The sequence below is a fragment of the Salinisphaera hydrothermalis C41B8 genome (assembly GCF_000732535.1).
Taxonomy (GTDB): Bacteria; Pseudomonadota; Gammaproteobacteria; order Nevskiales; family Salinisphaeraceae; genus Salinisphaera; species Salinisphaera hydrothermalis.
This window is the reverse complement of record NZ_APNK01000062.1, coordinates 1-9142: the sequence shown is the minus strand read 5'-3', so window position 1 is coordinate 9142 and position 9142 is coordinate 1. Positions and strand designations below refer to the sequence as shown.

Annotated in this window: 10 protein-coding genes; 4 read left to right on the top strand and 6 right to left on the bottom strand. The window is 65.6% G+C overall.

Annotated elements, in window-relative coordinates; genetic code table 11:
- Window positions 1-90 precede the first annotated feature (90 nt).
- The 3 genes from C41B8_RS18760 to C41B8_RS18750 form a co-directional block, all read right to left on the bottom strand.
- Window positions 91-411 carry an ArsR/SmtB family transcription factor gene (locus C41B8_RS18760; RefSeq protein ID WP_037341788.1) on the bottom strand — a complete coding sequence of 107 codons (321 nt, stop codon included), beginning with the start codon at window positions 409-411 and terminating at the stop codon, window positions 91-93.
- A gap of 138 nt (window positions 412-549) precedes the next feature.
- Entirely contained in the window at window positions 550-1986 is a 1437-nt protein-coding gene (gene gltX / locus C41B8_RS18755; RefSeq protein ID WP_037341785.1) for a glutamate--tRNA ligase, read from the bottom strand.
- Window positions 1987-2062: 76 nt separating this feature from the next.
- Window positions 2063-3523, bottom strand: coding sequence for an N-acetylmuramoyl-L-alanine amidase (locus tag C41B8_RS18750; RefSeq protein WP_156962598.1), 1461 nt, complete (start codon window positions 3521-3523; stop codon window positions 2063-2065).
- A gap of 175 nt (window positions 3524-3698) precedes the next feature.
- Here C41B8_RS18750 and C41B8_RS18745 point away from each other — a divergent pair, with 175 nt between their 5' ends.
- On the top strand, window positions 3699-4145 hold the full coding sequence (locus C41B8_RS18745; RefSeq protein ID WP_037341780.1) for a MarR family winged helix-turn-helix transcriptional regulator: 447 nt from the start codon (window positions 3699-3701) through the stop codon (window positions 4143-4145).
- Window positions 4142-4894, top strand: coding sequence for a siderophore-interacting protein (locus C41B8_RS18740; RefSeq protein WP_037341770.1), 753 nt, complete (start codon window positions 4142-4144; stop codon window positions 4892-4894). The genes C41B8_RS18745 and C41B8_RS18740 overlap by 4 nt, the downstream gene beginning before the upstream one ends.
- On the opposite strand, the gene C41B8_RS18735 is transcribed toward C41B8_RS18740, so the two are convergent.
- Window positions 4882-5772: a LysR family transcriptional regulator gene (locus tag C41B8_RS18735; RefSeq protein WP_156962597.1), complete on the bottom strand. Its 891-nt coding sequence runs from the start codon at window positions 5770-5772 to the stop codon at window positions 4882-4884. The genes C41B8_RS18740 and C41B8_RS18735 overlap by 13 nt on opposite strands.
- An 89-nt stretch (window positions 5773-5861) precedes the next feature.
- On the opposite strand from C41B8_RS18735, the gene C41B8_RS18730 reads away from it, so the two are divergent.
- Complete coding sequence (locus C41B8_RS18730) at window positions 5862-6608, top strand: NAD(P)H-dependent oxidoreductase (RefSeq protein WP_037341768.1); 747 nt, start codon at window positions 5862-5864, stop codon at window positions 6606-6608.
- 19 nt (window positions 6609-6627) lie between these two features.
- On the opposite strand, the gene C41B8_RS18725 is transcribed toward C41B8_RS18730, so the two are convergent.
- Entirely contained in the window at window positions 6628-7521 is an 894-nt protein-coding gene (locus tag C41B8_RS18725; RefSeq protein ID WP_037341766.1) for a LysR family transcriptional regulator, read from the bottom strand.
- Between the two features lie 108 nt (window positions 7522-7629).
- Here C41B8_RS18725 and C41B8_RS18720 point away from each other — a divergent pair, with 108 nt between their 5' ends.
- The gene (locus C41B8_RS18720; RefSeq protein WP_037341763.1) at window positions 7630-8589 is read left to right on the top strand and encodes an NAD-dependent epimerase/dehydratase family protein; all 960 of its coding nucleotides are present in this window, start codon (window positions 7630-7632) and stop codon (window positions 8587-8589) included.
- A gap of 241 nt (window positions 8590-8830) precedes the next feature.
- Here the strand turns inward: C41B8_RS18720 and C41B8_RS20760 are convergent.
- The coding region (locus C41B8_RS20760; protein WP_037341761.1) for a hypothetical protein at window positions 8831-9142 on the bottom strand (312 nt) is incomplete at its 5' end.

Below are 9142 nucleotides of genomic sequence, written 5' to 3'. Positions count from 1 at the left end.
TTCCCAGGACCGCCGGAGCGCCGCTTGATCAAGTCTCCATACACCAGACTTGCATATAGCTCTGCGCGTGGTCGTGCGTGTGCGAGGTGCTCATCGCCAATCCTCTTCGTCGCTGTGCTCGATCATGTCGCGCAGCACGCGCTGGACATGATCGTCGGCGGCCACATAGAACACCTGCTTGCCGCGGCGTTCAGCGGCCAGCAGCCGCGCCGCCCGCAGCAACCGCAAATGATGGCTGGCCAGCGACATCGAGATATCGATCTGCTCGGCCAGGCTCTGCACGCTCTGCGGGCTTTCCAGACAGGCATAAACCAACGACAGCCGGTTCGGTTCGCCCAGCAGACGGAACATCTCGGCCATACGCGTAGCTTGGCCGTCGGCGAGAACCGTGATGTCAATGGTGGTGGCCATGCCAACCTCTACAATTGAATAATTATTGTATCGATAAGCTCGACGTTATGGTATTGCACAATCAAATAGCAAATGGCTATTGGCATACCCAGGCGACGAGAGGCGCCGGGCGCTCGACCCCGGCGCGCTCCGGGTTTCTTACGCGCCCGCCTTGAGTTCGCGGAAGGCCGCGACCGCTTGGTCGAGACGAGCCAGCGTGGTTTCGCGGCCGAGCAGCTCCAGCGTGTCGTCGATGGAGGGCGACACGGGCCCGCCGGTCAGCGCGATGCGGATCGGCTGGGCGACCTTGCCCATGCCGACTTCGTTACCTTCGGCCACGCCTTTCACCGCCGCTGCCAGCGCCTCGCCGTCCCAGGCATCGAGTGCGGCCAGGGCATCACGCACCTGCGCCAGCAGATCCGGCGTGGCGGTCTTGATGTGCTTCTTCACCGCCTTGGGCTCGTAATCCTCGACGTCGCGGAACAGGAACAGGCTCTGCTCGGCCATCTCCGCCATGGTCTTGCACCGCCCCTGCTGCACCGCCGCGATCGCGGTCAGGCGATCCTCGGCGACGTTCTCGACGCCGTGCCGCGCGAGATGCCACGCCAGCTCGCCGATCAACGCTTCCGGCGCGGCGGCCTTCATGTGCTCCTGGTTCACCCAGAGCAGTTTTTCCGGATCGAAGGTCGACGCCCCGCCCTGGACGTTGGCGATATCGAAGTGCGCGACCATTTCCTCACGGGTGAAGATCTCCTGGTCGCCGTGCGCCCAGCCGAGGCGCACCAGATAGTTGAGCAACGCGCTCGGCAAAAAGCCCTGGTCGCGATAGCGCATCACGCCCACCGCGCCGTGGCGCTTGGACAGGCGCTTGCCGTCGGGGCCGAGAATCATCGGCACGTGGGCATAGTACGGCAGCGGCCCGTCGTCGCCCACCAGCGCCTTGAGAATATTGATCTGACGCGGCGTGTTGTTGACATGGTCGTCGCCGCGGATGACATGGGTGATGCCCATGTCCATGTCGTCGACCACCACGCAGAAGTTGTAGGTCGGCGTGCCGTCGGCGCGGGCGATGATGAGATCGTCGAGCTCGCTGTTGGCGATCGTGATGTCGCCCTTGACGAGATCGGGAATCACGGTCACGCCGTCCAGCGGCGTGGCGAAGCGGATCACCGGGTCCACACCGGCCGGCGGCTCGGGCAGGGTCTTGCCCGGCATCGGCCGCCAGGTGCCATCGTACTTGGGTTTCTCGCCGCGGGCCCGGGCGGCCTCGCGCATGGCTTCGACCTCGTCGGCGCTCGAGTAGCAGTAATACGCCTTGCCCTCGGCCAGCAGTTGGTCGATCACCTCGGCATAGCGATCGAAGCGCTTCGTCTGATAATAGATCTCGCCGTCGTGCTCGAGATCAAGCCAGGCCATGGCATCGAGAATCGCCTGCACGGCCTCGTCGGTGGAGCGTTCGCGGTCGGTGTCCTCGATGCGCAGCACGAAACGGCCGTTGTGCTGGCGGGCATGCAGCCAGGAATAGAGCGCGGTACGGGCCCCGCCGATGTGCAGATAGCCGGTCGGGCTGGGGGCAAAACGAGTGACGACGGACATAACGATGGCACCGGTGCGGACGCGTAATCCCCTATTTTAACAACCGACGCCCGCCTATGCCCTGTCCGGTCGACGCTCAGCTGTCGCCGTGTGCGTTCGGCGCCGGCGGCACGCGCAGCACCTGACCGACGCGCAAGCGCGTGGAATCCAGCGCATTGTCCGACTTGAGCGCGGCCACGGTCTCGTCGTGCGCGGTCGCGATCGAATACAGCGTGTCGCCTTTCTGCACCTTGTATCGCTTCAGCCGGGCTTTGCCGTCCTGGTCGTCCAGCCCCGGCACGATCAGCCGCTGCCCGGGCTCGAGCCGGCGGCTGCCGAGATCGTTGATCGCCATCAGCAAGGCCGGCGTCGTACCGGCACGCGCCGCGATGCCATCGAGCGTGTCGTCCTGCTTGGCGATATAAATCTCGGGCGAGGTCGGCGACGGGTGCATGGGCGGGTTGTGCTTGAGATAACCCACAATCCCTTCGTAGATGGCATTGGCGAGCTGTGCCCGAAACGCATGGCCGTGCAGTTTCTCGGCCTGGGTGGGATTGGACAGGAAAGCCGTCTCGCACAGCACCGAGACCACCATCGGATCGCGCAGGACCTCGAAGTTCGCCCGCAACGGCTTGGCATGGTAAAGCGGCTCGATCTGGCCGAAATGATGGATGATCCGCTGCGCCAGGCGATCGGCGGCGTTGATCGACTGGCTCTGGAACATCTGCGTGAGCACGGTATTGAGCGCCATATCGTCGGACGAAAACCGGACGCCGGCGACCTCGCGATCGCGGCTGTTCTCGAAGTGCGCGAGCTGGGCCGCTTCGGCGTTGCTCGCGCCGTGCTCGGAAAGCTCGTAACAGGTGCCGCCGTCGACGTCTGGATGCCCGGGCGAGGCATTGGCGTGGATCGAGACGAATACATCCGCGTGCTGGTGCTGGGCGATGGCCACGCGATCGGCGAGCGTGACGAAATGATCGTCGTGGCGCGTGAGCACGGGCTTGATACCCGGTGTGGCCGCGAGCTTGTCGTACACCATGCGCCCGATCGACAGCACCACCGTCTTTTCGCGCAGCCCATGCGGCCCGGACGTGCCCGGATCCTTGCCGCCGTGACCGGGGTCGATCACCACCACGATCGGCGGCCGGCTCGGCGCCCCCGCGCTGCCGGACGACTCACCTCGATCGAAGCGCGCGACCAGCTCGCGACCATGGCGCGTCACCCCCGCGAAATGCGTCCCGGGCGCCAGATCGAACACCGCGCGCAGGGTGCCGTGCGCGCGCCGACCCCAGCGGACATCGCGAACCGCGCCCTCGCCCTTCGCGGCCGTGTGTTTCGCACGGCGCGTCGCGTTCATGTCGATCACCGCACGCACCGGGGAACTGAGGACGAAATCGTTGAAGGCCGGCGTTTTGGAGAAGCGCATGATCACGCGCGTGTGCCCGCCGTCGTGATGCACGACCACGTGCTGCAGCGTCGCCGTCGCCGCGGCCGCCGCGCTCCAGAGCAGGAGCGGCAGAACGAGCCATGCCCTGCGATAGCACAGAAACCGATTCACCACGCCCTCGTCGTCGGTCGGGCCCTCACCTGCCCGGCCGGTTGCGCCTCCTGTTATCGACCGACCGATCACGGCCCGCGCTTCTGATTACCGAAAGCCGGAGCATATCTCAAGCCGGTCGTTGACAAAATCAACCAATCCGCCGACCATTAGTTGACATTCTCAACCAATTATCATGACCGAACGTTCTCCGACCGGCGAAACCCTGCACCGCCTTTTGCATGCCTACAAACGCGCCATGCGCGACGGCTATGCCGAGGCCGGGATCGAACGCACCGTAGGTGAGATCCGCGTGCTCAAGGGCATCGCCCGCAACCGCCATGGCACGGCCCAGCACATTGCCGACCGTATGCGCCAGGACAAGGGCCGTATCGCACGACTGATCAAGCGGCTGGTCGCCGACGGCCTGGTCGTCCGCCAGCCGCATCCCGACGACAGCCGCAGCCAGCAACTCGAACTCACCGCCGCCGGGCGCGACCTCGCCGACCGGATCGCTGCCGTCGAGGCGCGCGCCGGCACGCGCATGGCCGGCGGGCTGTCGGAAGCCGACCTCGCCCGCTTTACCGAACTGGCCGAGGCCATGATCGCCAATCTCGAACATTCCCAGGACAACGCTTCATGAACCGTAGACCGCCACCGCGCACGTTCACCGTACTCGACAAGGCCGAAATCACACCCAACATGCTGCGCGTAACCCTCGGCGGCGCAGCCATGGCCGACTTCCCGGCCGATCAGGAAAGCGCCTACGTCAAACTCCGTTTTGCCCAGGCCCACAGCGACCGCCCGCTGCTGCGCACCTATACCATCCGCTCGCAGCGCGAGGATTCGGTCGATATCGATTTCGTCCGCCACGGCGACGGCGGCCCGGCCGCGCGCTGGGCCGAGGATGTTCAGCCCGGCGAGACCATCGATATCGGCGGCCCGGGTCCGAAGAAGCTCGTCGACCCGGCCGCCGACTGGGTGCTGCTGATCGGCGACATGACCGCGCTGCCGGCGATCTCCGCCAATCTGGAAAAGCTACCGCGCGACACGCAGGGGCACGCCATCATCGAAGTGCTGCACGAACACGACATCCAGCAACTGGACGCGCCCGACGGGGTGGCGATCCAGTGGGTGATCAACCCGCGCCCCGGGGCCGATAGCGCACCCTTGTACGATGCCGTGGCCGCCCTCCACTGGCCGGCCGGCGAGCCATCGGTATGGTGCGCCTGTGAATTCGCGACCATGCGCCGCTTGCGCGAACATCTGCGCAGCGATCGCGGCGTACCGCGCGACGCGCTCTATATCTCCAGCTACTGGCAGAACGGCAGCAACGAAGAGGCGCACAAGGCCCACAAGCGCGCCGATAGCGAGGCGGATCAGGCCGGCTGATCGCCGGTACCCGCCAGCCGGGCCTGCACCGCGGGACTGGCAATCGCTTCGCTGATCGCCTCGCGTACCGCTCGAATACGCGCCACGCGACGCAGATCCGGATGCACCAGCAGCCACAGATCAGTGGCGAGTTCCGGTACGACATCGCCGACGCGCTGCAGCGCCGGATCGGCATCGGCGAGATAACAGGGCAGCAGTGCCACGCCGGCCCCACGGCGCACGACCGCGGCCAGACCCAGCAGCGTATCGATACGCCAGCCGGAATCATCGATGTGGTGGCGACGCATCCAGGTGGCGAGCGCCGGAAAGAACACGCTGTCGTCCAGGCCGAGCCAGCGCGATCGCGCCGCCCGGCTTGCGTCGCGCGCGAGATAGGGCGCCATCGCGACGTGGCCCATGTGCTGGGCAATCAAGGCCTCGGGCGGCGAGGCCATGGGCCGCAGGGCCAGATCGGCCTGGCGGCGCGTCAGGCTGTAGGTGTCGTTCGAGATCGCGACTTCCAGCGCGATCCGTGGATAACGCTCGCGTACATCCACCAGTACCGAGGCCAGCAGCCCGTCGAACAACGTATCGGTGGTCGTGAGCCGTACGCGCCCGGCGGGCGATACCACGCCGTCGTCGACGGCCTGCATCGCCGCCTGCACACGACTCTCGATGGCCTCCGCCTCGACAAGCAGGCGTTCCCCGAGCGCCGTCGGCACATAACCGGCCCGCTCGCGCGTGAAGAGCGGCTGGCCGAGCTCGCGTTCCACCGCGTTGAGACGCCGGAAAATCGTGGCATGACTCACCCGCAGCTGGCGCGCCGCGCCAGCGAGCGTGCCGGCCCGACCGATCGCCAGAATCCACCGCAGCGCGTTCCAGTCGAGCGACTCTTGCATAATTGCAAACAAACCTTTCGGTAAATTGCGATTCTATTGCAAAACGGAAAGCCCCAGGGTAGCGCCATGGCTCATCCACGAGGCATGTCATGCATACCCTCATTGTTCATGCGCATCCCGGCACCCGCTCGTTCAACGCCACATTGACTGCCACTGCACGCCAGACGCTGGAAGCCGGCGGTCATACGGTCGAGATATCCGATCTCTATGCGGACGGCTTCGACCCGGTCGAAGGGCCGCACCATTATCCCGACCGCGCCGACGAGCACCGGTTTGCGCCGTTGACCGAACAACGCCATGCCAGCGAGCTGGGACAGCTGCCGGGGGATGTGGCACGCGAGATCGATCGGCTGGAACGCGCTGATCTCGTGATCCTGCAGTTTCCGCTCTGGTGGCATGCCCAGCCGGCGATCCTGAAAGGCTGGTTCGATCGCGTGTTCGTCTATGGCGGGCTTTATACCGGCAGTCGGCGCTACGACGCCGGGCACTTTCGTGGCCGACGCGCGATGCTGTCCGTCACCACCGGCGGCCCGCGCCGCTCGTTTCTGCCCTATGGCCGCGGCGGCCCAATCGAGCGTCTGCTCTGGCCCATCAACTATTCGCTCTACTACATGGGCTTCGATGTGCTTGCGCCACACCTGGCCTATGGCGTGCAGGGCGCCGGCATTGCCTATCGCGAAGCCCAGGACTTCGAGCGGCATCTGGCCCACGTCAGACATGCCTGGGCCGAGCGCCTACGTCATATCGATGACGACCGACCGATTCCGTTCACCGGCTGGGACGATTGGGACGACGGCGTGCTGGCTGCAAACCATCCGCAACGCTGGGCCAGTTGACCGGCCGGGCCCGGATCGATCAACCCGCCATATAGCGCGTAAGGCCCTCGGCCAGCGCGTCGAATACGGCGCGGCACGCCGGGCTGCGCCTCAGGTTCTCGTGCACGACGAGCCACACATCCAGCGCGTGATCGAACACCTCGGGCAGAACAGCCACCAGATTCGGATCCCGCCGCGCCAGGCCGTGCTGGCATACGCCGATGCCCCAGCCGGCTCGTAGCGCCGCGAGGCCGGCGACATCGCTGTCGGTACGCAGCGTGAAGCGCTGTTGGGTGAGCCATGGCCATGCCTTGCCCACTTCCCGGGTGAATTCGGTCTCATGATCGAAGCCGATGAGCGCGTGGTGTGCCAGCGCCCCGATCCCGGCGGGCTGGCCCCGGCGCGCCAGATAATCGCCGCGCGCATAGAGGCCGAGCCTTATCTCGCCGAGCCGGCGCGCCACCAGTTGCGCCTGGGTCGGGCGTGCCATGCGCACAGCGATATCCGCTTCTCGCCGCAACAGATCCTCGACGCGGTTCGACGGCACGAGTTCGATCGCAAGCCCCGGGTGACGCGCCGACAATGCGGCCAGAATGGGCGGCAATACTTCCACCGCGATTATCTCGCTGGCGGTGAGGCGTACCGTCCCGGTCACGGTATCCTCTGCGCCGGCCATGCTGCGCAACAGAGCTGCCGCCGAAGCTTCGAGAGCCTCGGCGTGCGGTGCCAGCCGCTTGGCGGCGTCTGTCGGGCTGAAGCCTCGTTGCGTGCGTACGAACAGGTCGCACTGCAGATCCGCTTCAAGCGCATCGATATGTCGGCCGACCGTCGGCTGGGTCATCCCCAGACCACGCGCCGCAGCCGATAACGATCCACTGCGCAGCACTTCCAGAAACGTTCGGTACAGAGCCCAGCTGGGTTCGCGCGTTGGCATAGGTGCGTTATACATTTTTGTATATCAGGTCGACAATATTAACCAGTTCCGCATAGCCGAACAGCCGAGCAACATGGGGATTCGGCATACGAATCTTTGTCAACGACCATGGCTCATACAGCTTTAGTACTGGGCGCGACGGGCGCGATCGGCAGCGAACTGGCGAAGAAGCTGTTCGCTTCCGGGTGGCAAATCCGGGCATTGCATCGGGCGCCCGAGATACCGGCCGGCCAGCATCCAGCCTATGACTGGCGCCGGGGCGATGCCATGAATCGCGCCGAGGTGGTGGACGCAGCGCGCGGGGCGTCGCTCATCGTTCATGCCGTGAACCCACCCGGTTATCGCGGCTGGGCGGAACGAGTGTTGCCGATGATCGACAACACGATTGCCGCCGCGAGGACCGCGGACGCGCGCATCATACTGCCGGGCACGGTCTACAACTACGGCCCGGACGCTTTCCCCCTCATCGCCGAAGACGCGCCGCAGAATCCGGTCACGCGCAAGGGCGCGATTAGGGTATCGCTGGAACACCGACTGGCAACCGCGGCCGAAAACGAAGGGGTGCGAAGCCTGATTGTCCGAGCGGGGGATTATTTCGGCGGGCCACCGGCCAACAACTGGTTCCATGCTCTGGTCGGCCCCCGCCGTCCGCCGCGTGGCATCCGCTACCCGGGCCGGCAGGGCGTCGGTCATCAGTGGGCGTATGTCCCGGATGTGGCGGAAACCATGCTGCGGTTGGCCACAGCCGAGAACCAGCTGCCGGTGTTTGCGCGCTATCACATGCGCGGCCACTGGGATGAGGACGGCACACGAATGATCACGGCCATTCGTGCCGCTGCCGGCACGCATCTGCCTATTCGCCATTTTCCCTGGTGGTCGCTGCGAATTCTGGGGCTTGCCTGGGAAACCGGGCGGGAGCTGCGCGAATTACGCTATCTCTGGCAGCGCTCGATCCGCCTGGACAATACGGCGCTGCTTTCCCATCTGGGCAGCGAGCCCCACACGCCCTGGCCACAAGCAGTTGCCCATGCCCTCCAGGCCAGCGATGACAAGGCGGCGGCTCGATGACAGCCGCCGCCTTGTCGTTCTCGTCTCGGCCTTAATCCGCAGCGCGGGGACGTAGCCGATGCCAACTTCCTGGGCACCGTGGCAATCCAGCGTTGCGCTGTCGCCACCCGTGACCGCGGCCTTGACGACCTGGTCGTAATCGCTGAGCGCGTTGGGCCCACGCGACTGAGCATCGTCGCCACCGCAACCCGTCATCGACAGCCACATCAGCAGAATGACAACTGCTTGAAAGCGGCGCTTCTCAGGGGCCCGCATGCTGCGCCTTCTGTTGTTGCGCCCGCGCCCGGGCAATGGCCGCATCGATGACATAAGCATTGGCACCGCCGGTCTGCGACAGCGTGCCGTCGGCGTCGGTCACGATCAGCATGGGCGTATAGCCGCCCCAGTGGCTCATCGCCTTGAGCAGACGCTTCTGCGCGGCGCCGAGGCGCGCCCCGCGTTCGGGCGCCAGCGCGCCATGACGGGTCTGACGGTCATAGTGGCGAAAATTGGTTCTTCGCAGATAAGCGTGAAAGGCGGCGGTGACCGCATGGCTTAAGCTTGGATTGCTACC

Excerpts from the sequence above, each read along its gene's own strand:
- gltX (WP_037341785.1), bottom strand. The coding sequence starts at position 1,986 with ATGTCCGTCGTCACTCGTTTTGCCCCCAGCCCGACCGGCTATCTGCAC.
- C41B8_RS18745 (WP_037341780.1), top strand. The coding sequence starts at position 3,699 with ATGACCGAACGTTCTCCGACCGGCGAAACCCTGCACCGCCTTTTGCAT.
- C41B8_RS18720 (WP_037341763.1), top strand. The coding sequence starts at position 7,630 with ATGGCTCATACAGCTTTAGTACTGGGCGCGACGGGCGCGATCGGCAGC.
- C41B8_RS18725 (WP_037341766.1), bottom strand. The coding sequence starts at position 7,521 with ATGCCAACGCGCGAACCCAGCTGGGCTCTGTACCGAACGTTTCTGGAA.
- C41B8_RS18740 (WP_037341770.1), top strand. The coding sequence starts at position 4,142 with ATGAACCGTAGACCGCCACCGCGCACGTTCACCGTACTCGACAAGGCC.
- C41B8_RS18730 (WP_037341768.1), top strand. The coding sequence starts at position 5,862 with ATGCATACCCTCATTGTTCATGCGCATCCCGGCACCCGCTCGTTCAAC.
- C41B8_RS18760 (WP_037341788.1), bottom strand. The coding sequence starts at position 411 with ATGGCCACCACCATTGACATCACGGTTCTCGCCGACGGCCAAGCTACG.
- C41B8_RS18735 (WP_156962597.1), bottom strand. The coding sequence starts at position 5,772 with ATGCAAGAGTCGCTCGACTGGAACGCGCTGCGGTGGATTCTGGCGATC.